Annotated in this window: 19 protein-coding genes, 1 tRNA gene and 6 pseudogenes; 11 read left to right on the plus strand and 15 right to left on the minus strand. The window is 63.4% G+C overall.

Annotated elements, in window-relative coordinates:
* Position 1: 1 nt before the first annotated feature.
* Both araD1 and AC0IX7_RS11055 read right to left on the minus strand, forming a co-directional pair.
* Positions 2 to 992: pseudogene (gene araD1, locus AC0IX7_RS11050) on the minus strand (AraD1 family protein).
* A gap of 54 nt (positions 993 to 1,046) precedes the next feature.
* Positions 1,047 to 2,597: an aldehyde dehydrogenase (NADP(+)) gene (locus AC0IX7_RS11055; RefSeq protein ID WP_471811894.1), complete on the minus strand. Its 1,551-nt coding sequence runs from the start codon at positions 2,595 to 2,597 to the stop codon at positions 1,047 to 1,049.
* A 108-nt stretch (positions 2,598 to 2,705) separates the two neighbouring features.
* On the opposite strand from AC0IX7_RS11055, the gene AC0IX7_RS11060 reads away from it, so the two are divergent.
* Positions 2,706 to 3,491, plus strand: a complete 786-nt coding sequence (locus AC0IX7_RS11060) for a FadR/GntR family transcriptional regulator (protein WP_471811895.1) — start codon at positions 2,706 to 2,708, stop codon at positions 3,489 to 3,491.
* Positions 3,492 to 3,582: 91 nt separating this feature from the next.
* Here the strand turns inward: AC0IX7_RS11060 and AC0IX7_RS11065 are convergent, their stop codons facing one another.
* Positions 3,583 to 4,893: a sugar MFS transporter gene (locus AC0IX7_RS11065; protein WP_471813847.1), complete on the minus strand. Its 1,311-nt coding sequence runs from the start codon at positions 4,891 to 4,893 to the stop codon at positions 3,583 to 3,585.
* A gap of 155 nt (positions 4,894 to 5,048) precedes the next feature.
* Here AC0IX7_RS11065 and AC0IX7_RS11070 point away from each other — a divergent pair, with 155 nt between their 5' ends.
* Both AC0IX7_RS11070 and AC0IX7_RS11075 read left to right on the plus strand, forming a co-directional pair.
* Entirely contained in the window at positions 5,049 to 6,194 is a 1,146-nt protein-coding gene (locus AC0IX7_RS11070; RefSeq protein ID WP_471811897.1) for an aldose epimerase family protein, read from the plus strand.
* A 46-nt stretch (positions 6,195 to 6,240) separates the two neighbouring features.
* Positions 6,241 to 8,042, plus strand: a pseudogene (locus AC0IX7_RS11075) (IlvD/Edd family dehydratase).
* On the opposite strand, the gene AC0IX7_RS11080 reads toward AC0IX7_RS11075, so the two are convergent.
* From AC0IX7_RS11080 to AC0IX7_RS11100, 5 genes and pseudogenes are all read right to left on the minus strand, one after another.
* Entirely contained in the window at positions 8,036 to 8,497 is a 462-nt protein-coding gene (locus AC0IX7_RS11080; protein ID WP_471811899.1) for a MaoC family dehydratase, read from the minus strand. The pseudogene AC0IX7_RS11075 and the gene AC0IX7_RS11080 overlap by 7 nt on opposite strands.
* Positions 8,497 to 10,335, minus strand: a pseudogene (locus AC0IX7_RS11085) (acetyl/propionyl/methylcrotonyl-CoA carboxylase subunit alpha). The gene AC0IX7_RS11080 and the pseudogene AC0IX7_RS11085 overlap by 1 nt, the downstream one beginning before the upstream one ends.
* Positions 10,332 to 10,709, minus strand: a complete 378-nt coding sequence (locus AC0IX7_RS11090) for a nuclear transport factor 2 family protein (RefSeq protein ID WP_471811901.1) — start codon at positions 10,707 to 10,709, stop codon at positions 10,332 to 10,334. The pseudogene AC0IX7_RS11085 and the gene AC0IX7_RS11090 overlap by 4 nt, the downstream one beginning before the upstream one ends.
* A 111-nt stretch (positions 10,710 to 10,820) precedes the next feature.
* Positions 10,821 to 12,420 (minus strand): annotated as a pseudogene (locus AC0IX7_RS11095) (carboxyl transferase domain-containing protein).
* Positions 12,421 to 12,547: 127 nt separating this feature from the next.
* Entirely contained in the window at positions 12,548 to 13,714 is a 1,167-nt protein-coding gene (locus tag AC0IX7_RS11100; protein WP_471811903.1) for an isovaleryl-CoA dehydrogenase, read from the minus strand.
* Between the two features lie 105 nt (positions 13,715 to 13,819).
* On the opposite strand from AC0IX7_RS11100, the gene AC0IX7_RS11105 reads away from it, so the two are divergent.
* A complete protein-coding gene (locus AC0IX7_RS11105) occupies positions 13,820 to 14,713 on the plus strand; it encodes a LysR family transcriptional regulator (RefSeq protein ID WP_471811905.1) in 894 nt (297 codons plus the stop codon).
* Positions 14,714 to 14,840: 127 nt separating this feature from the next.
* Here AC0IX7_RS11105 and AC0IX7_RS11110 read toward each other — a convergent pair whose 3' ends face one another.
* Complete coding sequence (locus tag AC0IX7_RS11110) at positions 14,841 to 15,182, minus strand: hypothetical protein (protein WP_471811907.1); 342 nt, start codon at positions 15,180 to 15,182, stop codon at positions 14,841 to 14,843.
* Between the two features lie 17 nt (positions 15,183 to 15,199).
* Positions 15,200 to 15,883 carry a DUF2806 domain-containing protein gene (locus AC0IX7_RS11115; protein WP_471811909.1) on the minus strand — a complete coding sequence of 228 codons (684 nt, stop codon included), beginning with the start codon at positions 15,881 to 15,883 and terminating at the stop codon, positions 15,200 to 15,202.
* 302 nt (positions 15,884 to 16,185) lie between these two features.
* On the opposite strand from AC0IX7_RS11115, the gene AC0IX7_RS11120 reads away from it, so the two are divergent.
* The 5 genes from AC0IX7_RS11120 to AC0IX7_RS11140 all read left to right on the plus strand — a co-directional run bounded on the left by AC0IX7_RS11120 (position 16,186) and on the right by AC0IX7_RS11140 (position 20,057).
* Positions 16,186 to 16,860 carry a recombinase family protein gene (locus tag AC0IX7_RS11120; protein ID WP_471811911.1) on the plus strand — a complete coding sequence of 225 codons (675 nt, stop codon included), beginning with the start codon at positions 16,186 to 16,188 and terminating at the stop codon, positions 16,858 to 16,860.
* Positions 16,861 to 17,861: 1,001 nt separating this feature from the next.
* On the plus strand, positions 17,862 to 18,122 hold the full coding sequence (locus tag AC0IX7_RS11125; protein ID WP_471811913.1) for a hypothetical protein: 261 nt from the start codon (positions 17,862 to 17,864) through the stop codon (positions 18,120 to 18,122).
* Between the two features lie 30 nt (positions 18,123 to 18,152).
* Positions 18,153 to 18,665: a hypothetical protein gene (locus AC0IX7_RS11130; protein ID WP_471811914.1), complete on the plus strand. Its 513-nt coding sequence runs from the start codon at positions 18,153 to 18,155 to the stop codon at positions 18,663 to 18,665.
* A 101-nt stretch (positions 18,666 to 18,766) separates the two neighbouring features.
* Entirely contained in the window at positions 18,767 to 19,219 is a 453-nt protein-coding gene (locus tag AC0IX7_RS11135; protein ID WP_471811916.1) for a hypothetical protein, read from the plus strand.
* A 4-nt stretch (positions 19,220 to 19,223) separates the two neighbouring features.
* The gene (locus AC0IX7_RS11140; protein WP_471811918.1) at positions 19,224 to 20,057 is read left to right on the plus strand and encodes a hypothetical protein; all 834 of its coding nucleotides are present in this window, start codon (positions 19,224 to 19,226) and stop codon (positions 20,055 to 20,057) included.
* A gap of 123 nt (positions 20,058 to 20,180) precedes the next feature.
* On the opposite strand, the gene AC0IX7_RS11145 is transcribed toward AC0IX7_RS11140, so the two are convergent.
* The 5 genes from AC0IX7_RS11145 to AC0IX7_RS11165 form a co-directional block, all read right to left on the minus strand.
* Complete coding sequence (locus tag AC0IX7_RS11145) at positions 20,181 to 20,366, minus strand: hypothetical protein (protein ID WP_471811920.1); 186 nt, start codon at positions 20,364 to 20,366, stop codon at positions 20,181 to 20,183.
* Positions 20,363 to 21,457, minus strand: a complete 1,095-nt coding sequence (locus AC0IX7_RS11150) for a site-specific integrase (protein ID WP_471811922.1) — start codon at positions 21,455 to 21,457, stop codon at positions 20,363 to 20,365. The genes AC0IX7_RS11145 and AC0IX7_RS11150 overlap by 4 nt, the downstream gene beginning before the upstream one ends.
* 130 nt (positions 21,458 to 21,587) lie before the next feature.
* Positions 21,588 to 21,920 (minus strand): DUF6538 domain-containing protein, encoded by a 333-nt coding sequence (locus tag AC0IX7_RS11155; RefSeq protein ID WP_471811923.1) that lies wholly within the window; start codon positions 21,918 to 21,920, stop codon positions 21,588 to 21,590.
* 90 nt (positions 21,921 to 22,010) lie between these two features.
* Positions 22,011 to 22,086: transfer RNA gene (locus AC0IX7_RS11160), tRNA-Ala, on the minus strand.
* Positions 22,087 to 22,188: 102 nt separating this feature from the next.
* Positions 22,189 to 22,515 carry a TIGR02300 family protein gene (locus tag AC0IX7_RS11165; RefSeq protein WP_128454229.1) on the minus strand — a complete coding sequence of 109 codons (327 nt, stop codon included), beginning with the start codon at positions 22,513 to 22,515 and terminating at the stop codon, positions 22,189 to 22,191.
* A gap of 144 nt (positions 22,516 to 22,659) precedes the next feature.
* Between AC0IX7_RS11165 and aroA the strand changes: the two are divergent.
* Both aroA and cmk read left to right on the plus strand, forming a co-directional pair.
* Positions 22,660 to 23,931: pseudogene (gene aroA, locus AC0IX7_RS11170) on the plus strand (3-phosphoshikimate 1-carboxyvinyltransferase); the annotation flags it as partial.
* 16 nt (positions 23,932 to 23,947) lie between these two features.
* Positions 23,948 to 24,585: pseudogene (gene cmk / locus AC0IX7_RS11175) on the plus strand ((d)CMP kinase).
* Positions 24,586 to 24,693 lie beyond the last annotated feature (108 nt).

Consider the following 24,693-nt stretch of genomic DNA (forward strand, 5'->3'; position numbering starts at 1 on the left):
CTCAGAGCGCCTTCACGACGACGGGCTGCGGTGCGGCCTTGGTCAGCGTATTGCGCAAGGGAGCGTGAACGGTGCGGCCTCGATCTCGAACACGTCGCCTTCGCGCGTCGTCACGCCATCGGCGAACGACAGCGTCGCGGTGCCGAAGAAATGGACGTGGACGTCACCAGGACGGCGGAACAGATCATATTTGAAATGATGCGCCTCGAGGTTGGCGATGCTGTGCGACATGTTCGCCTCACCCGACAGGAACGGCTTTTCCCACAGCAGCGCGCCATCGCGGTGGATGCGGCTCGCCCCTCGATATGCTGGGGCGGGTTGCCGACCAGCAGTTCGGGCCCGAGCGACGCCTGGCGCAGCTTCGAATGCGCGAGCCACAGGTAATTGTGGCGCTCGGTGACGTGGTCGCTGAACTCGTTGGCGAGGCACAGGCCCAGGCGGAACGGCGTGCCGTCGGGACCGATCAGGTAGATCCCGGCAAGCTCGGGCTCCTCGCCGCCATCCTCGGCGAAGTCGGGCATCGTCAGCGCAGCACCGGGTGCGACGAGACCCGAGCCATCACCCTTGTAGAACCATTCGGGCTGCTGCCCGCGCGTCCCCGCGGCGGGCTTGCCACCCTCGACGCCCTCAAGGAACATCCGCATCGAATCGGTCTGCTTCTCGGCATCCGCGGCGGCGCGGTGCATCTTGTCGCGGCCCTCGGCCGAGCCGAGATGCGTCAGGCCGGTGCCGGTCATGATCAGGTGCGCGGGATCGACATGATCGATCGGCGAGGTCAGGCGACCGGCCTCCAGTTCGGCGGCGATATCGACGCTGTCGCCCGTTCCGCAGGCCGAAACCGCCCCGGCGAGATCGGTGCCGGATGCGATCGCGCGTTCGGCCAGCGCGCGGACGCTGTCTACGCCGGTAACGAACGCCGCCCCCTCGCTGGTGGCCGCGATCACCGATCGCGTGCCGTCGACGCCAACATGCTGCAACAGGCGCAAAGTCATCAGTCTCTTCCTAGTCGGGACGCCGTTGTTACGGTTCGCCCCCCGATATTTCGATTAGTGGGCGGGAACGCCGTCGATCAGCCGCGGCGCGCTCGTGCCGTCACGCAGCACCTCCGGCAGCAGTTCGGGCAACAGGTTCTGGTACGACACCGGCCGCAGGAAGCGATCGATCGCGAGGCTGCCGACCGAGGTCGTGCGGCCGTCCGAGGTCGCCGGGAACGGACCGCCATGCACCATCGCATGCGCGACCTCGACACCGGTCGGCCAGCCGTTCGCGAGAATCCGCCCGGCCTTGCGCTCGAGCAGCGGAATCAGCCGCGACGCCATCTCGGCATCGCCCGCGTCCATCTGGATCGTCGCGGTCAGCTGACCCTCGGCGGCGCGCAGTACGGCGTGCAGCTCGTCCTCGCTCGTGCAGCGTACCAGCAGCGACGACGCACCGAACACTTCATGGCCGAGTGCCTTGTCGCTCAGGAACTGCGCCGCGGTCGTCTCGAAGAACGCCGCCTGCCCCTGCGCGACGCCTTCACCGACCTTGCCGCGCGAAATCTCCTTCACCGCCGCATGGCTCGCAAGCGCGGCGATACCCTGCTCATACGCGGCATGGATACCGCCGGTGAGCATGGTCGCAGCGGGCGCCTCGGGCAGCGCGGTGGCCGCGGCGGAGACGAACGCGTCGAGCCCCTCGCCTTCGACTGCGAGCACGAGACCGGGGTTGGTGCAGAACTGCCCCGCACCCATCGTCAGCGACCCGACGAACGCCGTCCCGAGCGCCGCGCCGCGAGCCTTCAGGGCTTCGGGCAGCAGCACGACCGGGTTGATGCTCGACATCTCGGCATAGACCGGAATGGGGACTTCGCGGGCCTGCGCGAGCTTGACGAGCGCCAGGCCGCCGGCACGCGATCCGGTGAAGCCGACCGCGGCGATGCGCGGATCCTGCACCAGCGCGCTACCGAGATCGTTGCCGGGACCGACCAGATGCGAGAACACGCCCTTCGGCAGTCCGCAGGCCGCAACCGCAGCCTCGATCGCGCCGGCGACCATCGCGCCGGTCGCGGGATGCGCCGGGTGACCCTTGACGACGACCGGGCAACCGGCAGCCAGCGCCGACGCGGTGTCGCCACCGGCGGTCGAGAAGGCGAGCGGGAAATTGCTCGCGCCGAACACCGCGACCGGGCCGAGCGCAATCATCCGCAACCGCAGGTCGGGACGTGGCAACGGTGCGCGATCGGGGAGCGCGGGGTCGATCCGCAGCCCCATCCAGCCGCCGCGACGGACGACGCCCGCGAACAGCTTCAGCTGGCCGACGGTCCGGCCGCGCTCGCCTTCGAGCCGCGCGCGCGGCAGGCCGCTTTCGCGCATCGCGGTGACGATCAGGTCGTCGCCGAGCGCCACGATCTCGTCGCCGATCCGCTCGAGGAAATCGGCCCGCGCGTCGTTGCCGGTCGCGCGATACGCATCGAAGGCGGCGTCGGCGGCAACGCAGGCGGCCTCGACGTCGGCTGGACCATGGACCGCGATCGGATTACCCACCGCAAGTCCGGTGGCGGCATCGATGGATCGAAACGCCGAACGCTCGGTCTGGCTCGTGCTTGTGTCTGACATAGTATCCACTCCCTATACTCCGACATATAAGCGGCGCCGGGCTTTGGCAATCTTTGTCGTTCCTTGATCGCGCAGGGACTGTTACGCCGTGTCCAGGGAGCAAGCGTTATGACGGACGTCAATCGTATCGGGGATCGCATCGAGGATCCTGTGGAGGGCGGTAACGACGATGAAACGCCGGTCGCCCGCGTTCCGCGCGGCACGGGCCGGCGCCTTCACGGTGCGGTTGCGCACAAGCTCGGCACCGCGATATTGTCGGGGGAGTACGCACCCGGCGACACGCTGTCCGGCGAGGTCGAGTTCTCGAAAACGCTCGACGTGTCGCGCAGCGCCTACCGCGAGGCGGTCCAGGTCCTGACCGCCAAGGGACTGGTCGAAAGTCGACCGAAGATCGGTACGCGCGTCCTGCCGCGCAGCCGGTGGAACCTGCTCGACCCCGACGTGCTCGCCTGGGCGTTTGCCGGCGAGCCCGACATCACCTTCGTCCGCGGGCTGTTCGAATTGCGCGCGATCGTCGAGCCGGCGGCGGCGGCGCTTGCCGCGGAACGGCGCGAACGAACCGATCTGAAGATCATGAAGGATGCACTGGCGGCGATGCGGCGGCATACGCTGGCCACCGAAGCGGGCCGCGCCGCGGATCGCGAGTTTCACGACGCGGTGCTGACCGCGACGCGCAACGATGCGCTGATCGTGCTGAGCGCGAGCATTGGTGCCGCGGTCAACTGGACGACGCAGTTCAAGCAGCGCGCCCGGGCCCTGCCCCGCAATCCGATCCCCGATCACATGCTGGTCTATGACGCGATCGCCGCGGGCGATGCGAACGGCGCCAGCGCGGCGATGCGGACGCTGGTCGACCTGGCGCTGGAGGATACGAAATTGGCGATGGCGCGCTGATCGCACGCCACCGCCGTTTCGTCCTCGCCCGCTAAATCGGCGCCCGCTTGGTCGGCGCTAAATCGACGCCCCGGTCAAGGGGCGCCCCACTTCAAGACACCGCGACAGGATCCGGCAGCGCGTCGGTCACGCGCGAGCCCCAGACCGCGTAGAACAGGATGTAGAGTTCGCACGCCGCGGTCAGCAGGAACGAGATCTGCAACCCGTAGGTGTCGGCGAGCCAGCCCTGGACGATCACCAGCGCACCACCCGCGATCGCCATGATCAGCAGTCCCGACCCTTCCTCGGTCAGCGGACCGAGGCCGCGGATGCCGAGCGTGAAGATCGTCGGGAACATGATCGAGTGGAACAGCCCGACCGAGATCAGCGCCCACATCGCGACATGGCCGGTGGTGAAGGTCGCGATCAGCATGACGACGAATGCGCCGATGCTCGCCACCGCCAGCACGCGCTCGGCGGGGATCGTCCGCATCACGACGCTGCCGACCAGCCGGCCGACCATCATCCCGCCCCACAGGATGAACAGGTAATGCGAGGCCTGCTCGTGCGTCAGATTGCCGATCTGCGGCTGGCTGACGAAGTTGATGAACAGATTGGCGACGCCGATCTCGGCTATCAGATAAATGAAGATCGCCGGGATGCCGAGCACCAAGTTGCGGTGCGACCAGAGCGACAGCCCCTTGCGATCCGCCTTGGCCGAACGCTGCGTCGCGGCGCCCATCGCCGGCAGCGGGAAGCGCGCGATGACGATCGCGAGCACGACCAGCACGCCCGCGACGATCAGATACGGCAACACCACCGACTGTGCGTCGGCCAGCCGCTCGGCCGGTGTCAGCACCGCGGTCGACCCGGCAACCGCGGTGCCCGAGGTCGAGCGGCCGAGGATCAGATAGCCACCGAACAAGGGCGCCAGCGTCGCACCGGCCGAGTTGAACGCCTGGACCAGGTTCAATCGCGACGACGCGGTCTCGGGTGGACCGACGACGGCGACATACGGATTGGCCGCGACCTGGAGCAGCGTGATGCCGCTCGCGATCACGAACAGCGCGACCAGCGTGACGCCGTAGCTCGGCAGGCGCGCGGCCGGCACCATCATCAGCGCACCGACCGCCATCAGGCCGAGGCCGAACACCATCGCGCGCTGATAGCCGACCCGCTCGATCAGCTTGGCGGACGGGATCGACGCGAAGAAATAGGCGATGAACCAGACGCTCTCGATCAGCGTGGTCTGCGTGTAACTCAGGTCGAACACGCTGCGCAGATGCGGCAGCAGCGTGTTGTTGATGACCGTGATGAAGCCCCACATGAAGAACAGGCTGGCGAGCAGGGTCAGCGCGGAGCGATAACTGGGACTGCCCCCCGGCGGATCCTGTGTCGCTGCGCCCTCGACGGGTCGTTGCATCTGTATCGGCATCGCCATAATCGCTCACCCTCCGTGCCATGTCTGCGACTGAACGACAGTCTTTTACCGCATGGCTTGCTCAGAAATATATTGTCCGACTATATAGCCTCACAAGGCGCGTCAACGGCGTCGAGCGATTAAGGACGGGAACCGAAATGCGCGCAATCGGAAAAACGGGGATCATCATGGCGGCCGTGCTGACGGCGGTATCGACGCAAGCCGCGTCGGCCGCATCGGCCAAGCGCGAGTCGTTCGGCAAATTGCCCGACGGCACCGCGATCGAAGCCGTCACGCTGACCGGCACCAATGGTGTGAGCGCGCGAATCATGACCCTCGGCGCGACGCTCCAGTCGTTGAACGCGCCCGACCGCAATGGCAAGGTGGCCGACATCACGCTCGGCTATGACGATGCCGCGAGCTATGCCAGCGCGCCCAATTTCTGGGGCCAGACGATCGGCCGCTATGCCAACCGTATCGCCGGCGGCCGCTTCACGCTCGACGGCAAGGCGTATCAATTGCCGCTCAACGACAAGACCAACACGCTGCACGGCGGCACCGTCGGGTTCGACAAGCTGGTATGGAAGATCGTGTCGGTCACCAATGGCGCGCAAGCGAAGGTCGTGATGACGCTGACCAGCCCGGCGGGCGACCAGGGCTATCCCGGCACGTTGATGGCCAAGGTCACCTATGCGCTCGACGACAAGGGCGCGCTGACGATCGATTTCGACGCGACCAGCGATGCGCCGACGATCGTCAACATGACCAACCACGCGCTGTTCGATCTGGCCGGCGAAGGCTCGGCGACCGGGATCTACGGCCAGCGGCTGACGATCCCGGCGCGGCGCTACACCCCGGTGAACGCCACGCTGATCCCCACCGGCGAACTAAAACCCGTCGTCGGCACGGTGTTCGACTTCACCAAGGGCCGCGCGCTGTCCGACGGCATTCGCGACGGCCGCGATCCGCAGATCGTGATCGGCCACGGTTGGGATCATAACTTCGTGCTCGACAAGGGCGCGACGCCGGAGCCCGGCCTCGCCGCTCGGGTGGAAGATCCGGCGTCTGGCCGCGTGCTCGAAGTGCTGACCACCGAGCCCGGCGTGCAATTCTACTCCGGCAACTTCCTCGACGGGTCGCTGATCGGCAAGTCGGGCCATGTCTACCGGATGGGCGACGGTCTCGCGCTCGAACCGCAGAAGTTTCCGGACACGCCCAACCAGCCCGCGTTCGGCTCGGCGCGCGTCGATCCCGGCAAGCCCTATCACCATCGCATGATCTACCGCGTCTCCGTCGCGCGTTGATCCTACCGATCCCGATCTTCCAGAAAGCCTCCCGATGACCGACCCGATGACCGACATGCCCCCCGCTTCCAGCAAGCTCCGCAGCCGCGCGTGGTTCGACAACCCCGAGAACATCGACATGACCGCGCTCTATCTCGAGCGTTATCTGAACTTCGGGCTGAGCCTGGAGGAACTGCGCTCGGGCAAGCCGATCATCGGCATCGCGCAGACCGGCAGCGACCTGTCGCCGTGCAACCGCCACCATCTCGTGCTCGCCGAACGCCTGCGCGAGGGCATCCGTGAAGCCGGCGGCATCGCGCTCGAATTTCCGGTCCATCCGATCCAGGAAACCGGCAAGCGCCCGACCGCCGGGCTCGACCGCAACCTCGCCTATCTGGCGCTGGTCGAGGTGCTCTACGGCTATCCGCTCGACGGCGTGGTGCTGACGATCGGCTGCGACAAGACGACGCCGGCCTGCCTGATGGCGGCGGCGACCGTCAACATCCCGGCGATCGCGTTGTCGGTCGGGCCGATGCTCAACGGCTGGCACAAGGGCGAGCGTACCGGCTCGGGGACGATCGTGTGGAAGGCGCGCGAGCTGCTCGCGACCGGCGCGATCGACGACGAGGGCTTCATCAAGCTCGTCGCGTCGTCGGCGCCGTCGACCGGTTACTGCAACACGATGGGCACCGCGACGACGATGAACAGCCTTGCCGAGGCGCTCGGCATGCAGTTGCCCGGCTCGGCCGCGATCCCAGCCCCGTACCGCGACCGCCAGGAGGTGGCGTACAAGACCGGCAAGCGGATCGTCGACATGGTCGCCGAGGACCTGAAGCCTTCGGACATCCTGACCAAGGAAGCGTTCCACAACGCCATCGTCGTCAATTCGGCGATCGGCGGCTCGACCAACGCGCCGATCCACTTGGCCGCGATCGCGCGCCACATCGGCGTCGACTTGCCGATCGACGACTGGCAGACGCACGGCCACAAGGTGCCGCTGATGGTCAACCTCCAGCCCGCGGGTGAGTATCTGGGCGAGGATTATTACCATGCCGGTGGCGTGCCGGCGGTGGTGGCCGAGCTGATGAAGCAGGGCCTGATCCACGAGGACGCGATGACCGCCAACGGCAAGTCGATCGGCGACAATTGCCGGACCGCGACGATCGAGGACGAGCGCGTCATCCGCCCGTTCGCGACGCCGTTGCTGGAGGATGCCGGCTTCATCGTGTTGCGCGGCAATTTGTTCGACTCGGCGATCATGAAGACCAGCGTGATCTCGCCGGAGTTCCGCGAACGTTATCTGTCGAACCCGGACGATCCCGAGGCGTTCGAGGGCCCCGCGGTCGTGTTCGACGGGCCGGAGGATTATCACCACCGGATCGACGATCCCTCGCTCGGGATCACGACCGACACGTTGTTGTTCATGCGTGGCGCGGGGCCGATCGGCTATCCGGGTGCCGCCGAGGTCGTGAACATGCGGCCGCCGGCGTATCTGATCCGCGAGGGCGTGCATGCCCTCCCTGCATCGGCGATGGGCGGCAGTCGGGGACGTCGGGCTCGCCGTCGATCCTCAACGCCAGCCCCGAAGCTGCCGCAATGGGTGGCCTCGCGCTGATCCGTACCGGCGACCGGGTTCGCATCGATCTCGCCAAGGGATCGGCCAACGTACTGATTTCCGACGAGGAACTCGCCGAGCGCCGCCGTACGCTGACCGCAGACGGTGGCTATGCCTTCCCGCGTTCGCAGACGCCGTGGCAGGAAATTCAGCGCGCCACCGTCGGCCAGATGGAAACGGGTGCGATCCTGGAGGGCGCCGAGAAGTATCAGCGCATCGCGCAGACGATGGGCCTACCGCGCGACAATCACTGAGGCGTGACTGCGCGCCGCTCGATCAGGGCGGTGCGCAGGCATTGGCAAACGATCTCGTCGCGCTGGTTGATCAGCCGGTGCGTGAAGGTGACGATGCCTGCGTTCGGGCGCGACTTGCTGGGCTTGAGGTCGGTCACCTCGGTCTGGCAGCGCATCGTGTCGCCGATGAACACCGGCTTCGGATGCACCAGCTTGTCGTAGCCGAGATTGGCGACGAGCGTGCCGAGCGTCGTCTCGCCGACCGACAGCCCGACCATCAGCGCGAAGGTGAAGGTGCCGTTAACCAGGATCCGGCCGAACTCGCTCGCCTTCGCCGCCTCGATATCGAGGTGGAGCGGCTGCGGGTTGTGCGTCATCGTCGAGAACAGGAGATTGTCCGTCTCGGTCACCGTGCGGCGGATCTCGTGCTCGATCCGGTCGCCGATGCTCCAGTCGTCGTAATAGCGGCCTGCCATCAGGCGTCCTTTTCGATGCGGACGAGCATGGTGCCCTCGGTCACCTGCCCGCCCTCGATTGCGTTGAGGTCCGCAACAATGCCGTCGAACGGTGCGGTGAGGGAGTGCTCCATCTTCATCGCCTCCAGCGTGACGAGCTTCTGGCCCTTGGTGACCGTATCGCCCGCTGCGACGTCGACCGCGATGATGCGGCCGGGCATAGGCGACAGGATCGCGCCGTCCGCTGCCCCGCCCGCCGCCACGCCCGATGCACGCCAGGGCTTCAGCTGCCAGGTCTGGCCGGCTTCGGAGATCAGCACGTCTTCGAACGCGGGCGTCGTTCCGGCGTGTCCGTCGAGTTCGACCTCGACCGGTTCGCCGTCCAGCAGGAACGTTGCGCTGCGGCGGGGGCGGCGTTGAGACGGAAGCCCGCGATCGGATCGGCGGATACGAGCGCTCCGGCAGCCTCCGCCAAAGCCTCTTCGGTCGGGTGAGTCGGCGGCATGAGCGCATCGCCTTCGCGGGCGATCAGGCCGGTATCGAGCGTGCCCGCAACGAAGTCGGGGTGGTCGAGCGCCTCGACGAGGAACCCCGCGTTGGAGCGTACCGGCCAGACGACCGCGCCGTCGAGCGCGTCGGCCAAGGCTTCGCGCGCGGTCTCGCGGTCTTCGCCCCAGGCGATCACCTTGGCGATCATCGGGTCGTAGAAAGGCGAGATTTCCGCGCCCTGCTCGACCCCGGTATCGACGCGGGCGGTGGTGCCGAGATCGAAGCGTTCGAGCGTGCCGATGGAGGGCAGGAACCCCTTGGCGGGATCCTCGGCATAGAGTCGTGCCTCCATCGCCCAACCGTCGATCGCCAGCTCATCCTGACGTTTCGGCAAAGGCTCGCCGCTCGCGACGCGGAGTTGCCATTCGACCAGATCCTGCCCGGTGATCTCTTCGGTGACCGGATGCTCGACCTGGAGGCGCGTGTTCATTTCCATGAACCAGATGCGGTCGGCGCGGAGGCCTTCGCTGGCGTCGGCGATGAACTCGATCGTGCCGGCGCCGACGTAATCGACCGCCTTGGCCGCCTTGACCGCAGCCGAGCAGATGGCGTCGCGGGTGGCGGCGTCCATGCCGGGTGCAGGCGCTTCCTCGATCACCTTCTGATGGCGACGCTGAAGCGAACAATCGCGCTCAAACAAATGAACGACGTCGCCGTGGCTGTCGCCGAACACCTGCACCTCGATATGGCGCGGCGAGAGGATGTATTTCTCGATCAGGACGTCGGTGTTGCCGAACGAGGATGCCGCCTCGCGCTGACACGAGACGAGCGCGTCGGCGAACTCGGTGGCGGTATCGACGCGGCGCATGCCCTTGCCGCCGCCGCCGGCGACCGCCTTGATAAGGACGGGGTAGCCGATCGCGTCCGCCTCGGTCTTGAGGCGCTCGGGGGATTGGTCTTCGCCGAGATAGCCTGGGGTGACGGGTAGCGCCTGCGGCGATCATGCGCTGTTTCGCGGCGTCCTTGAGGCCCATTGCGCGGATGCTGTCGGGGTTGGGGCCGACCCAGATTAGCCCGGCGTCGAGCACGGCTTGGGCGAAATCGGCGTTCTCGGACAGGAAGCCGTAGCCGGGGTGGATCGCCTCGGCGCCGGTCTGCTTCGCGGCGGCGATGATACGGTCGCCGACGAGGTAGCTTTCGCGCGCCGGGGATGCGCCGATGTGGACGGCTTCGTCGGCCTGACGGACATGGAGAGCGTTCGCGTCGGCGTCCGAATAGACCGCGACGGTGCGGATACCGAGACCGCGTGCGGTGCGGATGATGCGGCAGGCGATCTCGCCGCGGTTGGCGATCAGGAGGGATCCGATCATTGCGCGACGCATCCCGTGGTGCGCGAGGACCATGTGATGTTGGCGATCTTCCAGCGACCGGCCTCCCGCACCATGTCGAAATGGTCGGTGCCGCAATGCGCGACCTTGCCGTCGATCGTGAAGACATAGGGCGACCAGACCATCGCGATGTCGCCGTCGATGTCGACCGCCGGATCGGTCAGGCGTTCGGCGTAGCGCTCTGGACCGGGTTTGATCATGGCGGCGAACTCGGGCCAGCTCATGCGGCGGACGGTGCGCGTGCCGTCGGGCTTTTCCTCGGCGACGGTGGCGCCGCCGTCGGGGCGGACCTGCGCAAGGATCGCCTGGCCGTCGCGGGCGGCAAGCGCGGCGAAGAGCGCGTCGATCGGGACCATGACGCCGGCCTCTTCGGTCATTACCGCGGGGGAAGGCCGGTGCCTTTGACGATCGGCTGGACCGGGGTGACCTGACCGGCGGCGAGCAATAGTGACAGCAGGATCATCGGGTTACATCCTGAACACGCCGAACGCCGGGCGTTCGGGGATGGGAGCGTTGAGCGTGGCGGCGAAGGCCAGGCCGAGCACGTCGCGGGTCTGGGCGGGATCGATGATGCCGTCGTCCCACAGGCGTGCGGTGGCGTACCAGGGGTTGCCTTCGTCCTCGTATTTCTGGCGGACGGGCGCCTTGAAGGCTTCGGCCTGTTCGGGCGACCAGCTTTCGGCGTCGCGGTGAACGGTGGCGAGGACCGAGGCCGCCTGCTCGCCGCCCATTACGCTGATCCGGCTGTTGGGCCAGGTGAAGAGGAAGCGTGGCGAATAGGCGCGGCCGCACATGCCGTAATTGCCCGCGCCGAAGCTGCCGCCGATGAGGACCGTGATCTTCGGGACGGTCGCGGTGGCCACCGCCGTGACGAGCTTGGCGCCGTGTTTCGCGATGCCCTCAGCCTCGTATTTGCCGCCGACCATGAAGCCCGAGATGTTCTGGAGGAACAGCAGCGGGATCTTTCGCTGGCAGGCTAACTCGATGAAGTGTGCGCCCTTCTGTGCGCTCTCGCTGAAGAGCACGCCGTTGTTGGCGAGGATCGCGACGGGGATGCCCCAGATATGTGCGAAGCCGCAGACGAGGCTGGTGCCGTAGAGCGCCTTGAACTCGTGGAACTCGCTGCCGTCGACGAGGCGGGCGATGACTTCGTGGACGTCGTAGGGCGCGCGGACGTCGCTCGGGACGATGCCGTAGAGGTCTTCAGGCGCGAACTTCGGCGGGCGGGGCTGCTGGAGATTCACCGCGGTCTGCGCCTGCGGTTGCAGCGTCGAGACGATGTCGCGGACGATGGTCAGCGCGTGCTCGTCGTTCTCGGCGACGTGATCGACCACGCCCGACCGCCGGCCATGCGTGTCGGCGCCACCGAGTTCTTCCGCGGAGATGACTTCGCCGGTAGCGGCCTTCACGAGCGGGGGCCGGCGAGGAAGATCGTCCCCTGCCCGCGGACGATGATCGTCTCGTCGGACATCGCGGGGACATACGCCCCGCCCGCGGTGCAGCTGCCCATGACGCAGGCGATCTGCGGGATGCCGAGCGCGGACATCTGCGCCTGGTTGAAGAAGATGCGGCCGAAATGATCGCGGTCGGGGAACACCTCGGCCTGGTGCGGCAGGTTCGCGCCGCCGCTGTCGACGAGGTAGATGCAGGGTAGGCGGTTCTCCTGCGCGATCTCCTGCGCGCGGAGGTGTTTCTTGACGGTCAGCGGGAAGTAGGTGCCGCCCTTCACCGTCGCGTCGTTGCACAGGATCATGCACTGGCGACCGGACACGCGGCCGATGCCGGCGATCACGCCTGCGCCGGGGACTTCGTTATCGTAGAGGCCGTTGGCGACGAGCTGGCCGATCTCGAGAAACGGCGAGCCGGGGTCGAGCAGGCGTTCGACGCGGTCGCGGGGAGGAGTTTGCCGCGGGCGGTGTGGCGCTCGCGGGACTTCGCGTTGCCGCCGAGGGCTGTGCGGGCGACGTCTTCGCGGAGGGTTTCGGCGAGCGCGCGGTTGTGCGCGGCATTGGCGCGGAAGGTTTCGCTGTCGGGGGAGAGGGCGGAGGTTAGGACGGGGGCTGACATCAAATCCTCCCTGCAAGGGAGGTGGCAGCGCGCAGCGCTGACGGAGGGGTATCGCCCTCTCGATGGGGCATCACCCCTCCACCGCTGCGCGGTCCCCTCCCCTTGCAGGGGAGGATTTTCTTGCGGCTCACTGTGCCACCTTCGGAGCAGCCCCAATCAACTCACGCCCGATCAGCATGCGGCGGATCTCGTTCGTGCCGGCACCGATGTCGAGCAGCTTGGCGTCCCGCATGAAGCGTTCGACCGGCCAGTCCTTGGTGTACCCTGCCCCGCCCAGTGCCTGGATCGATTCGAGCGACACCTTCACCGCGCTCTCGCTCGCCAGCAGGATCGCGCCGGCCGCATCGAACCGCGTGGTCTTGCCCGCGTCGCACGACTTGGCGACCGCGTAGACGTACGCGCGCGCCGAACTCAGCGCGACGTACATGTCGGCGACCTTGGCCTGGATCAGCTGGAACTGGCCGATCGCCGTCCCGAACTGCTTCCGCTCGCGCACGTAGGGGATCACGACGTCGAGGCACGCCTGCATGATGCCGAGCTGGATGCCAGCCAGCACCGCGCGCTCGTAGTCGAGGCCCGACATCAGCACGCCGACGCCGCCATTCTCGGGACCCATGACGTTCTCGAACGGGACTTCGCAATCGGTGAAGACGAGCTCCGCGGTCGGCGACCCACGCATGCCCATCTTGTCGATCTTCTGGCCGATCGCGAAGCCGGGCATGTCCTTCTCGATCAGGAACGCGGTAATCCCGCGCGAGCCCTCGCCGGTCTTCGCATAGACGACCAGCGTGTCGGCATAGGCCGCGTTTGTGATCCAGAATTTCGTGCCGTTGAGGACGTAGCCGGTGTCGGTCTTGACCGCCTTGAGCTTCATCGAGACGACGTCGGAGCCGGCGCCGGCCTCCGACATGGCGAGGCTGCCGACATGCTCGCCGGACACGAGCCTGGGGAGGTATTTCGCCTTTTGCTCAGGGTTGCCCCAGCGGCGGATCTGGTTGACGCACAGGTTCGAATGCGCGCCGTAGCTGAGGCCGATCGAGGCGGAGGCACGGCTGACTTCTTCGACCGCGACGACGTGCTCGAGATAGCCGAGGCCGAGGCCGCCAAACTCTTCCTCGACGGTGATGCCGTGCAGCCCGAGCTCGCCCATCGCCGGCCACAGCTCGCGCGGGAACCAGTCGTCGGCGTCGATCTTCGCGGCCAAGGGCGCGATCTTGTTGGTTGCGAAGCGGTGCGTGCTCTCGCGGATCATGTCCGCGGATTCGCCGAGCGCGAAATCGAAATCGGGTATCATGCAGCCTCTCCAGACCTTGTGTTGTGGCCTTGATACCCGGTCGCGGGCCCCAAGAGAAATTGATACGGCCGAACACATGCGATAGATCGTGTCTATGGTCGGGTCATGATCGAACGCTATGTGTTGCGCTATTTCCTGGCGGTCGTCGACCAAGGCAATTTCACGCGCGCCGCCGCGCAGTGCCGGATCTCGCAGCCGACGCTGTCGGTCGGGATCGCCAAACTGGAGGCTGCGCTTGGCCAGACGCTGTTCCTGCGGACCAACCGACGGATCGAACTTACGCCGTCGGGTACGCGGTTCGCGGTGCATGCACGCCGGATCGAAGCCGAGTTTGCGGCTGCCGAACGGGATTTGCATGACAGCGTTCCGACGAAACTGGTGCGGCTCGGGATCGCGACGACGCTGCCGCCGTCTTGGATCGCAACGGCATTGGGCCGAGCACGGCGGGCCTCCACCATCGAACGCCTCGAAGTGGTCGAAGGACGCAGCAGCGAACTCGTCGCATTTCTCGACCGCGGCCGGATCGACGTGATGCTCGGCGCGATCGACGACGATGCGCGCGGTCGCGTGCTGTTCGAGGAGGGTTTCGCGGTCGCGGTGGCGAAAGACCATCGCCTCGCAGGACGCGCCACGCTCGCGGTCGCCGACGTCGCGGAGGAGACGATGATCGTCCGCCGCAACTGCGAAGCGTTGGCCGAGACGAGCCGCTTCTTCACCGCTCGCGGCGTCCGCCCGTTCATGGCCGCCCGCACGGTAAGCGACGACCGCGCGCTGACCTACGTCCGCGCCGGGCTTGGGATGACGGTGATGCCGCTCAGCTTTGCGAGCGAGGGCATCGCGATGATCCCGCTGACCGGCTTCGACCCTACGCGCAGGGTTGGCGTACTGGTGGCGACCGACTCAGCCTCACGCATCGAAGGAAGCGTAATGGTCGCGGCAATCGAGGAGACGTTCAGGGACCTGCACGCGGCGCATATCGGCACCGACGGCATCATCTGAAGCTATCTGAAAACCTGTCCCGGCGGACCGGTCATCAACGGAAATGGTGGAGCCGAGGGGGATCGATTAAAATCCCCATAAGCACTGAGAAACAAAGAATATTTTTTTCGGCGTCGGGACTGTTGTGTTAGCCCTTTGTACTAGCTGAGGTCAACGGGATATCCGTGACGGTCGGCGCATTTCCTTGCCATAAGACTTCCATTGGTGTTTCGATCCCGTTGCCATTAGTTATTCCTAAATAACAGGAAATAATCTCAGGGCGCTTGATAGCTAACGCAACTGCCTTAGCCGCCGTTTTAGCGTTTATGTCAGGTAAAAGAGTGACTAGTTCTTGGCCTAGCGGTGTTAACGCTATGACCTCATATGCGAATGTCGTGTTGGGAAGTCCGTGCAGTAGCAATACTGTATTCTTTTCATAAAGAATAGACTTCCCGGTGCCATCAAACAATGTTGTGCTTTCAAGGCCCATCCCACTAGCGCCCTGTATTAAGCCTGCTGCCTCCAGATATATGAGGTCTCGGATATCTTTTTTGTTTCAGGAACAGCTAGTGATCTTGGTGCCATGTCCCCGAACGAATTTCGACAGAAGCTAGAGAATGCTAGGGCATCAGACTGAGAAAACTCTGAGAGAAATCTCAGCGTTCTCATTCCATACTTGCCCGGTGTCCTTACCTCTCCAGCAAGTACCCTCCCCCATAGCCTCTGCATCCGTTCAGACGAAGCATCTTCGGCATAACGCTCAAACACGTTCAGCCAATCGTCATCTATGGCTTGCGGCTCAACATTTGGCGAGCTTATCGTCACCGTCTCTTGCTCAGTCGAATTATTTTGCAATTCCTCCAACATGGCGGCGCTGACAGCCTCCTTGTTGTCAAGCTGACGATATGATTTACGAACCAGACTACCTAGAGCGCGGTCAGCAAACTGTTCGCTAGAACCAGCTTTCTCAGCAGCCTTAACTGTTATTGCACCGTCGATTGTTCGGAATGCTTCCGCTTGGCTTACAATCTTGGCTTTCTGATACTCCAACCATGCAACGGGAATGTCGACCGCTGCACCGATCAATCGATCCAGGGCCTTAACGCACGCTGGAACAAGCGCAGCGGGGATGCCGGCAACAGCAGCAGCAATCTGGGCGGGGAGGTTTGACGACTGTTCGGGATTGCTCATGCAAGAGGTTTTGCATTGCCTGTAATTAGTTACAACTGGCCACGGTCTGAAAATGGTAAAGATTTGCGAGAGGGCAATTCAGACAAGTGTGAGCGCGGTTCTCCCCGCATGCCCGGCCCCAGCCTCAGGCGATTATGACACGCCTAGCGCGACCTGCATTATCGCGCGTGGTTCTCCATCCCTGCATGACGTGTCACAGTCGCCAAACGATCCGCTTCCGGCACTGTCCAGAATTACCTAACGAGCGTTTGACAATTATGGACAGCGGTTCTACCTAGGCTTGGCAACAGGGAAGCCAGCCAATGCGAACCGTCACCTACTACCGTGTCTCGACTGCCAAGCAGGGCCGCAGCGGCTTGGGCCTAGATGCCCAGCGAGCAGCTATCGCCTCGTTCTGTCAGTCGCGGGATTGCCAGCCCCTAGCTGAGTATGTCGAGGTAGAGAGCGGCAAGCGGGATGATCGGCCTGAGCTTATCAAGGCGCTGCATCATGCCAAGGTGACAGGCGCTACCCTCGTCATTGCCAAGCTGGACCGACTGAGCCGTAACCTCGCCTTCCTTGCCAAGCTGCAAGATGCTGGAACCCGCTTCATCGCTGCCGACATGCCCGAGGCTAACGAGCTTACAATTCACATCATGGCAGCAATGGCCCAGGCCGAACGCAAGGCTATAAGCAAGCGGACGATTGAAGCCCTAGCCGCTGCCAAAGCCCGAGGCACCAAGCTAGGCAATCCAATGGGCGCTAAGGCGTTCGGGGAGAGCAAGGGCAACGAGGCAGCGGTGGAAGCGATCAAGGCCAAGGCTCAGGCGTTCGCTAGTGACGTTGCGCCCATCATTGAGGCTATCAAGGCTGACGGCCATACCAGCCTGAGGGCTATTGCCGGGGAGCTTAATCGGCGCGGGATCATTACAGCCCGAGGCGGCAAGTGGGCGGCTCAATCGGTTAGCGACGTAATGCGCTGCCACTCCCCAAGCTGACACCGGGCAGGCGACGGGAAGGCCCACGTATCCGCCACAGGGAGTCGCTGGGCTCGATTAGGAGGGGTCCGGGTACTTGCCCAGCCTGATTGCCGGAATGAGTCTGGGAGGGGCTTATTCGGGAGCGGAGTTAGCCCGGTAGGAAATCGTCCGCCATTTCGGGACCGTAGTCCAATAGGAAATCTCTCCTATCTGTCGGCCCCGGTATCATAAGGAATAACAGATGCGATCATTAGATTGATCCCTGAGATTTATCACAGGCTTGAACCTAAGCTCTCATGAGCAATCGGCTTAATTCAGTACCGTTCTTGATATAGAAACTTTGACAACGCCCAAGGTAGGTAGAGCCCTACGAAGAATGACAGCCTTAAGCTGTATGATACCACAGCCAGCAATGGTTAGCCGTAAGGCGACGAGCGTGGCGACTTTGCAGTCAATGTCATGGGTATCGGGACACCGGCAATACAAGCGACGTATGATCTAACTCACGATGATGCTGCTGTAGTTGGTCCCCTAAAGTGCCTCAATACGGATATCTATCTGTAGAAGGAAGGACGAGGGGACGACCGGATACAGCTCAATATTCCTAATCTACGATGATACCTGTAGTATTATATCATTTCATATACCATTGATACTCTACGGCCCTAACCCGTATTCCTGATAAGCATTCCTCCGATTAGCTCAGTAAGCTTTCGAGTTTATACCCACTGATCTAATCCGAGGAATGTAGAAGCGTTGAACCTTAACAGGTCCGCTTCATGGCTAGCAATATGTACGGCGCATAGGCTAGCCGCTCCTCTCCCTACGCATACTCGACAATCTGATGCCCATCGGCCCCGAGTATTGCCAGCCTGCTAGCTGTAGCATTGCCCATAGTTGGCAGTTAGCAGGCGACCAATTCAACATCGCTAATCTACCCGGTTCCTTTGCTTACGAGCAAGAGGGGCCTCTGTCTGTAATATTTGACTAAGTTACTCCGCCAATTTGAAGGACTATCCATGAACCCTGTACCTGTTGACCTCAGCCGCCTGAATGATCCCCGCGTTATCGACCACATCGAAAAGGTTGATAGCCGTATCCGTGGCGGCTTCCGCCTTTGCCTTGATGTTCTCGGCATCCCGCTTCCCGATTACGCAAAGTGCAAGCCCGCAGGTCGCCCGTCGATTGCGAAGCTTATGGCCGCTGCCGACGCTGATACCGGCACAATCCACAGCTACCGCCATGAGAAGCTTAAGATTGGCGCATTCGCTCCCCGCTAATATCCCCTCTATTTATTTTAAGGAAACTCAATGACCCAGAATCACACGCTTGCAGACATCGCCAACGAGATTGAAGCCCTGGATAACCAGCTTCGCAAGATCAACGAGCTTAAAGATATTATCGGCGAGCCCGCTATTCTCAAGGCGGACGATGTTGCCAAGGCTCTTGCGAATGCCAAAGATCGCTTTGCAGATGCCCTCGCCAATCAGGCCGAGTTCGAGCGGGAGGCGCGCCTTAAGCACTTCACCGATATTCGCATTGTCGCCTCACCCGGTCACAACGTGATGAATACGGCTTTCACGATCTATTACACTCGAAAGACTTGGGACAACGACGCCAAGGAGTCTCTCCCTAAGGTGCATGAATGCAGGGGGTTTGATGCGCTGGACGACGTTGCATACGAATATCTTGTAACGGTGAAGCCGGAGGCGATCCCTGCCGCGATTATGGAATTGGCACCGGGAAACCCGCAAGAGGCGTTCGGCCTGTACTTCGTCGGCAAGCAGCGGGGCTACGTTAAGGGCGCGGCGGTAGCGGCCTAATGTCTAACCCTGATGATCGGGGAACGGGATCGGCACCAAAGCCCTCCCGTCCCGATTACGTTCCCAAGGTCGCTCTAGTCCCGCAGACCCTAGACGATCTGATGCAGCGGGCAGGCCCCTACGCTGATGCCGTCAAAGCCCATCTGGAATGGTCCGCCGTATCGCTCTGGATAATGAAGGCAGGCGGCGAGCAGCTTGAACCCGCAGGATTGCCGGTCCCGGTAGCCTGCCTCTCCGTCATCCTGACAAGGGAAGCTGAGGAACATGCCGCCGACTGGCCCCGCCTATCAGGCCCTGCCGTAACTCCCGCAATCTACGGCTATTCCGCAGACAGCCAATGCGAAGCCCGACGCTCCGCCGCTCAGGCCCGTTCGATCTGGGAAGCTCAAGGTCGCCCGTACCTCAGGGCCAAGGATTGCAAGTTCGCCTTCCAGTACCTTGTCGCCGCCATCCGCTCCGGCGTGATCCCTCCCGTCCCGACGATCGGCGACGTGACACCTACCACGCCCGGCAAACCGGCACCGCCCCACATTCTGAATATGTTCAAGGAATAAACCAATGACCGCACTAACTCCCCGGCAAGCCGTAAAGGTGAAAGCCGCTCTTTCCCTAATTGCAGTGCATGGCCACAATCCCCGTACCGTACAGCAGCAGGCTAATAACGAATTGGCTAAGGGGTTGCCTGCCAATATCGCCTACAAGAATGCGCTAGATGCTTTCGCGAGTCGCGTTCCTGCATTGAAGAACACCCTAGAGATTGCTGTCGATCTTATCCATAATAGCGATGATGCTACCGTGTCGCTCTATGACAGGGCACTGACTGCATATAACAATACCGGCGACGAAACGCATCTAGATAACCTGTCACCTATGATCCTTGAGGATGCAAAGACTTTGGCTATTAGCAAGGGTGAAGTAACCGAGGCTGATGCAGCTAATTGGACGGTTGATGATGCCCTTGGCAGCACTGTCGAAGCCTATGCAGAAACGCCTGATGTTCCCGAGGCGTCTTCGATCCCGCCCGGTGAAACGGTGAATAGCTCATTCGCTTTCAATGCCCCTCCCGGCGCTACTCCACAGCCCGCTCAGCAGCCCGCTCAGGCCCAACAGACCGGCCCGCAATGGATCATGGGTCCGACCGGCTACACCCTCGTAGCGAAGGCTCCTACCGGCCCACAGACGGGACAGAGCATGACCGGCTATGATCCCTACAAGGGCGGACAGGACGTGACCGGCATTCGGGTAGCTCAGACCGGGGTGCAAGCCCGCCAGTCCCACGGCACTCCGGTAGGCGATGTTGCCGGTTTCCAGACCGATACGGGATACCGCGTCACCCCGACCGGGGAGCAGGCCCGCCGAGAGGCTGGCGTCCCGCTTGGCTATGATGCCTGATAGACGGGCTAGGAGAGTCGCTAAGAGGCGATAGTAAATCAGGCCATACAGATACCCGAACGCATCCGATTGATTCCCTCGGGGCTGATACGGGCGCAAACCGGGTATCTGTATGTTCGGCTATCAGCGCAAACGGTTTTGGCCGCATACCGCTTCGGCGTATCCCGGCTTTGATGCGGGAGCGGAAGGCGTTGCAAGTAATCTCACACCACGAACGCAGCCTTGATAGGGAGAGTAGTAAGTTTGGATACTAGCCGCAATAATAATGCCAAGGGCAATGATGATCGCACCTTTGATGGTATTATTCATTTAACTGCCCCACCTATTACTAGCCCCGGAACCCGGTAAGTTGCCATAGCTTCCGCCAAGCTGTGCAGATCATAGCCACTACCGTAATCGTCGGCTACGTCTTTGCCTGCATGGCCCATTAGCTGCCGCTGCACTCCCTCAGCGATCCTGGCCCTACGAACATAATCTTTGAAGGTATGACGGAAGGAATGAAAAACCTTACGCTTATCAGTGATACCGCATACATTACGCATGTAAGGCCCAAACCATTCGCCCCACTTTGCAGTAAGCCTACCGAATATATTGGGCTTAAGGTCCGGGAACACCCTTCCCTTTTGATCGGGCAGCTTCTCGACATAAGCGATAAACCCAAGCCGCTCTAGCTCAGGATGTAATGGCACAACGCGTTCACTGGCAGAGTTCTTAATCCTGTTCGCCTGCCCCTTGTCGTCGGTAGCGCCGGTGATGTGAAGGAACCAGCCTGACAGCATCTTGCCGTCTTGATCGGGGTATTCCTTAAGCTGCACGTCCGACACGCGAAGCTGGCCAATTTCCTCTAGCCGCGCCCCGGTGAATAGACCGAGCAACGGTAGCCAATATGCAGCTTCAAGCCTGCCACCCTTGGGCCGATCCCCGTTGGCATAGACCGGGCTGGAAAAGATGGCCTGTAAGTCGGACAGGGAGAACGGCTGGCACTGCATCTTGCCGCCGTCCGCTACCTTGACGCTGATGCCCTCAGCTACGTTCGATGGCGCTAGATCGTTCTGATACGCCCAACCTAGCAGCGTCCGCAGGCGGGATAGCTTCATGTTCGTATTGGCGACCGTCTGCCCCTCAGCGAGCAGCTTGTCTTTGAACGCCAGCACGTCCTGCCGAGTGATCCGCTCAACCGGCTTGCGCTCAGTCCGCTCATAGAACCAACGGGCTACGGCTTCGTGGGTATCCTTGCCCTTTTTGACGACGCCACGTTCAGCGGCCCAGCGGTCTAGGATATCCTTGTCGAGATACAGGCCGGACCCTTTAGCGGGCTCGCATTCAACGGCTTGATTTTGGCTTTCCGATGCGCGGGCATTTTGTCCGTTGCCGTATCGTGCATGGAGAGCAGCGACCAAGCTATCGGCCTTCTCCCGTTCATGCAGCACTAGAAGCCGACCGGCCCTAGCTATCTCAGCCGGGGAAGCGTCAGCCTCCTTACCCTCGCTAAGCGCATCCATGATCGGCCCTAGAGCTTCATGCTCCATATCAGCGGCGAATGATTCTGTCGGCGGAGTGCTCGGCTTGCTCTTGCTCAGCCTCCCACCGTTGCCGGTCCCGCTCAATCTGAGCGGCGGACTTAGCGGGCATCGGCTTGGGAGCAGGTTTCGCAGCCGTGTCACGATCCCGCTCAGCTTGCTTAAGCAGCGCATGAGCAGCCTTCGTCATATCGGGTATCACGGCCTTAGCGGCGTCACGGTCCTTTAGACCTAGCGAACGCTTTATCTCCCGCTTGCCCGCCATGAAGGGCCGCAGGTCCGCAGGTATGCCCATGCGGAAATAATAGACCCCGTTAGGGGCTCTGTGGAGGTATGAACACATAGGCTTCCGTCCTCGTACCTTTGTACTAGACGCTTGTAAAAAGCCTTTGTTTCCCAACACTTTACCGCGATTTCAACGGCTTAAAGAGAATGGTGGAGCCGAGGGGGATCGAACCCCTGACCTTTCGCATGCCATGCGAACGCTCTCCCAGCTGAGCTACGGCCCCATTCCCGTTGGGAGGCGGGTCACTAACCGGACCCGCCCGGGTTGGCAAGCGGCGTAAATGCCGCCTGCCAAATTTATTCCAATTAACGCCGATCTTCTCGGATCAACGCTCGTGCTCGTCCTGCGGCGTCTCGACGCCGAGGTCGTCGTCGCCGCCGAGATCGACTTCGTCGTCCGCCGACGGCTCTTCGTCCTCGCCGGTGATCGAGGCGATGTCCTCTTCCTCGTCATCCTCGAGATCCGCGTCCGGCTTCTTGGTGTCGGGCTTGGCGACCTCGAACGGCAACGGCTGCTTCGACTTCAGGATAGGCTCGGGCTCCCACGCATACCCACATTCGATGCAGGTCACGGGGTCGGCTTTTTCGAGGTCGTAGAAACGCGTCGCGCATTTCGGGCACGAACGCTTCGTGCCCCATTCCGGCTTGATCATGCCGATAGAACCTTTCGAATGGATAGATTGTGAGGGATGCCCTCGCAAAGTGGGCGCGCCTTGCCATAGCGCAAGGCCACTGTCAAAAGCCCGGCCCCATGGCACACCCTCCCCCAGCCGCTCGACGTCGTCGCACGCGGTCCCCTGACCGGTTCGATCGCGGTCCCCGGCGACAAGTCGATCAGCCACCGCGCACTGATGTTCGCGAGCCTCGCCGTCGGCACCAGCCGGATCGAAGGCTTGCTGGAGGGCGAGGACGTGCTCGCCACGGCTGCTGCGATGCGCGCGATGGGGGCGACGATCGAGCGCGGTGACGACGGTATCTGGACGGTCGATGGCGTTGGCGTGGGCGGGTTGCTCCAGCCGGAGACCGCGCTGGAGATGGGCAATTCGGGGACGTCGACGCGGTTGCTGATGGGGCTGGTGTCGAGCCATCCGATCTCCTGCACCTTCACCGGCGACGCCTCGCTGTCGGGGCGGCCGATGGGGCGCGTGATCGAGCCGCTGTCGCAGATGGGGGCGGACATCACCTCCTCGCCGGGTGGGCGGTTGCCGTTGATGGTGCGCGGCATGTGTCCGGCGGTACCGATCGAATATACGCTGCCGGTCGCGTCGGCGCAGGTGAAGTCGGCGATCCTGCTGGCGGGGCTCAACACGCCGGGGATAACGAGGGTCATCGAGCCCGTCGCGACGCGCGATCATAGCGAGCGGATGCTGACCGGGTTCGGCGCAAAGCTGACGGTCGAGGAGACCGAGGCCGGGCGGATCATCTCGATCACCGGCGAAGCTGACCTGAAGCCGCAGGATATCGTGGTGCCGGGCGATCCTTCTTCGTCGGCGTTCTGGCTGGTGGCGGCGTCGATCGTGCCGGGGTCGGATATCGTCGTGCGCAACGTCGGGCTGAACCCGACGCGGATCGGGATCGTCACGGCGCTGCGGATGATGGGTGCGGATATAACCGAACTCGACCCGCGCACTGTCGGCGGTGAGCCGGTCGCAGACCTGCGCGTCCGGCATGCGCCGCTGAACGCGATCGAGGTGCCGGCCGATCTCGCGCCGAGCATGATCGACGAATACCCGGTGCTGTTCGTCGCCGCCGCCTTCGCGACCGGAACGACGATCGCGCGCGGCGCACACGAGTTGCGGGTGAAGGAATCGGACCGGATCACGACGATGCGGATCGCGCTCGAAGCGTGCGGCGTCGTTTGCGAAGAGTTCGAAGACGGCATGGCGATCACCGGCTCTGGCGGCGCGGCGATGCGCGGCGGCGCTCGGGTGGCCTCGAAACTCGATCACCGGATCGCGATGAGCATGGTGGTCGCGGGGCTCGGTGCGGCCGAACCGATCACGATCGATGATGTATCGCCGGTGGCGACCAGCTATCCGGTGTTCTTCCGGTCGCTCGATGCGCTGACCGGACGGGGGAATAAGAATGATCATCGCAGTCGACGGTCCGGCGGCATCGGGCAAGGGCACCATCGCGCGTGCCTTGGCCAAGCATTACGGCCTGCCGTATCTCGATACCGGGCTACTCTACCGAGCGGTCGCGTTGAGCGTGGCGCGGATGGGGCTCGATCCGGAGCAGGAAGCCGACGCGGTCGCGGCCTGCGATTTCAGCGATGCTCTGTTGAGCGATCCGGCGCTGCGCGACGACGAGATCGGCGCGCTGGCGTCGGTGGTGTCGGCGCATCCGCTGGTCCGCGCGGCGCTGCTGCACCGGCAGAAGCGGTTTGCTGCGCAGGATGGGGGCGCGATTCTCGACGGGCGCGACATCGGCACGGTGATCGCGCCGGATGCGGATGCGAAGCTGTTCGTGAAGGCCACGCCGAATATCCGGCGCAGCGGCGGCATGCGGAGTTGCAGGCTCGGGGCGGGACGGCGAGCAAGGATCGGGTGTTGGCGGATATTCGCGCGCGGGATGCTCGGGATAGCGGGCGGTCTACGGCGCCTTTGGTGATGGCTGCGGATGCTGCACTGCTGGATACGAGTTTTCTGTCGATCGAGGCTTCGGTGCAGCGGGCGGTTGCGCTGGTTGAGGCGCAGCGGGCGAAGAAGGCCGCTTCGGTTTAAGGCCTACCTCGCCCCAATCACACCCCGGCGGAGGCCGGGGCCCAATTGGAACGTCCGCAGTAACGAATCGCGGCCCTCCGCAGCAACGTCCCCCAATTGGGCCCCGGC

Source organism: Sphingomonas sp. AC411 (genome assembly GCF_979253035.1).

Excerpts from the sequence above, each read along its gene's own strand:
- AC0IX7_RS11125 (WP_471811913.1), top strand. The coding sequence starts at position 17,862 with ATGAACCCTGTACCTGTTGACCTCAGCCGCCTGAATGATCCCCGCGTT.
- AC0IX7_RS11140 (WP_471811918.1), top strand. The coding sequence starts at position 19,224 with ATGACCGCACTAACTCCCCGGCAAGCCGTAAAGGTGAAAGCCGCTCTT.
- AC0IX7_RS11115 (WP_471811909.1), bottom strand. The coding sequence starts at position 15,883 with ATGAGCAATCCCGAACAGTCGTCAAACCTCCCCGCCCAGATTGCTGCT.
- AC0IX7_RS11065 (WP_471813847.1), bottom strand. The coding sequence starts at position 4,893 with ATGCAACGACCCGTCGAGGGCGCAGCGACACAGGATCCGCCGGGGGGC.
- AC0IX7_RS11080 (WP_471811899.1), bottom strand. The coding sequence starts at position 8,497 with ATGGCAGGCCGCTATTACGACGACTGGAGCATCGGCGACCGGATCGAG.
- AC0IX7_RS11145 (WP_471811920.1), bottom strand. The coding sequence starts at position 20,366 with ATGAATAATACCATCAAAGGTGCGATCATCATTGCCCTTGGCATTATT.
- AC0IX7_RS11135 (WP_471811916.1), top strand. The coding sequence starts at position 18,767 with ATGCAGCGGGCAGGCCCCTACGCTGATGCCGTCAAAGCCCATCTGGAA.
- AC0IX7_RS11090 (WP_471811901.1), bottom strand. The coding sequence starts at position 10,709 with ATGGTCCCGATCGACGCGCTCTTCGCCGCGCTTGCCGCCCGCGACGGC.
- AC0IX7_RS11100 (WP_471811903.1), bottom strand. The coding sequence starts at position 13,714 with ATGATACCCGATTTCGATTTCGCGCTCGGCGAATCCGCGGACATGATC.
- AC0IX7_RS11105 (WP_471811905.1), top strand. The coding sequence starts at position 13,820 with ATGATCGAACGCTATGTGTTGCGCTATTTCCTGGCGGTCGTCGACCAA.
- AC0IX7_RS11120 (WP_471811911.1), top strand. The coding sequence starts at position 16,186 with ATGCGAACCGTCACCTACTACCGTGTCTCGACTGCCAAGCAGGGCCGC.
- AC0IX7_RS11055 (WP_471811894.1), bottom strand. The coding sequence starts at position 2,597 with ATGTCAGACACAAGCACGAGCCAGACCGAGCGTTCGGCGTTTCGATCC.
- AC0IX7_RS11110 (WP_471811907.1), bottom strand. The coding sequence starts at position 15,182 with ATGGGCCTTGAAAGCACAACATTGTTTGATGGCACCGGGAAGTCTATT.
- AC0IX7_RS11060 (WP_471811895.1), top strand. The coding sequence starts at position 2,706 with ATGACGGACGTCAATCGTATCGGGGATCGCATCGAGGATCCTGTGGAG.
- AC0IX7_RS11070 (WP_471811897.1), top strand. The coding sequence starts at position 5,049 with ATGCGCGCAATCGGAAAAACGGGGATCATCATGGCGGCCGTGCTGACG.
- AC0IX7_RS11165 (WP_128454229.1), bottom strand. The coding sequence starts at position 22,515 with ATGATCAAGCCGGAATGGGGCACGAAGCGTTCGTGCCCGAAATGCGCG.
- AC0IX7_RS11155 (WP_471811923.1), bottom strand. The coding sequence starts at position 21,920 with ATGTGTTCATACCTCCACAGAGCCCCTAACGGGGTCTATTATTTCCGC.
- AC0IX7_RS11130 (WP_471811914.1), top strand. The coding sequence starts at position 18,153 with ATGACCCAGAATCACACGCTTGCAGACATCGCCAACGAGATTGAAGCC.